The following is a 1,275-nucleotide window of genomic DNA, read 5'->3' as shown; positions in this document are numbered from 1 at the left end:
TGATCTGCCCCCCGCTGAGTGGCCCAGAGACTATGATAGTTTGGACCACGAAAGGGACGATGAATGCCGAGCAAGAAGCACAAGCCGGAAGAAATTATCGGCAAGCTGCGTGAAGTTGAGATTGTTCTGGCGCAGGGAGCCTCGACAGCAGAGGCGTGCCGCCGGATCGCAGTCAGCGAGCAGACATACTATCGCTGGCGCAAGGAATATGGTGGCCTGAAGACCGACCAGGCGAGGCGGATGAAGGATCTGGAGAAAGAGAACCAGCGGCTACGCCGGGCGATTTCGGATCTGACGTTGGACAAGCTGATCTTGCAGGAAGCTGCCAAGGGAAACTTCTGAGCCCCGCGCGGCGGCGGCGCTGCATCGATCAGTTGCGACGAGATTTGCCGATCCGGGTGTCCGAGCGACGGATATGCCGGGTGCTGGGGCAGCATCGATCGACACAGCGCAAGGTGCCGCGTGGGGCAGATGACGAACAGGCGCTCACGGAGGACATCGTCGCGCTGGCGAAGCAATATGGCCGCTATGGCTACCGCCGAGTGACGGCGTTGCTATGCCATGCGGGGTGGACGGTGAACCACAAACGGGTCGAGCGGATATGGCGACGCGAAGGACTGAAGGTCCCGCTGCGTCAGCCCAAACGGGGACGCCTGTGGCTCAACGACGGATCATGTATCCGCTTGCGGCCTGAGTATCCCGGGCATGTGTGGGCCTACGACTTCGTCGAAGGGCGCACGCACGATGGCCGCAAGTTCCGGATTCTGACGATCATCGACGAGGCCAGCAGGGAATGCCTGGCACTCATCGTTGCCCGGCAGCTCAAACACGAGGATGTGCTGGCGGCGCTGGCTGACCTGTTCATCTCGCGTGGGCCACCAGCGCATTTACGATCCGATAATGGTAGCGAGTTTATCGCGACCGCCGTCCAGAAATGGTTGGGGCAGATCGGCGTGAAGACGCTCTATATCACCCCGGGATCACCATGGGAGAATGGCTATAACGAAAGCTTCAATGGGTCGCTTCGCGACGAACTGCTCAACGGCGAGATCTTCTACAGCCTCGCTGAGGCCAAGGTGCTGATCGAGGCATGGCGGCGGCATTACAACACCGTTCGCCCTCACAGCAGCCTGGGCTACCGACCGCCGGCACCGGAAACGGCGACACCGCCATATCCGGCCTCCGGTTCCGCTTCGCTCCACCTCCGTCCGGATATGGCGGCGATGGGCTTAATCCACTAACAAACCAATCGGGCCACTCGGTGGGGGCAGATCA

General features: G+C 60.9%; 1 protein-coding gene. It reads left to right on the top strand.

Annotation, left to right across the window (positions count from 1 at the left end):
• Window positions 1-63: 63 nt before the first annotated feature.
• A protein-coding gene (locus NTCA1_RS28295) for an IS3 family transposase (protein ID WP_159832499.1) occupies window positions 64-1,241 on the top strand; the annotation gives its coding sequence in 2 pieces (ribosomal slippage) (window positions 64-328 and window positions 328-1,241; 1,179 coding nt in all).
• Window positions 1,242-1,275: the final 34 nt, after the last annotated feature.

It is taken from the genome of Novosphingobium sp. TCA1 (assembly GCF_009811895.1).
GTDB lineage: Bacteria > Pseudomonadota > Alphaproteobacteria > Sphingomonadales > Sphingomonadaceae > Novosphingobium > Novosphingobium panipatense_A.
The sequence above is the reverse complement of the archived record's forward strand: the minus strand, read 5'-3'. Positions and strand labels throughout refer to the sequence as shown.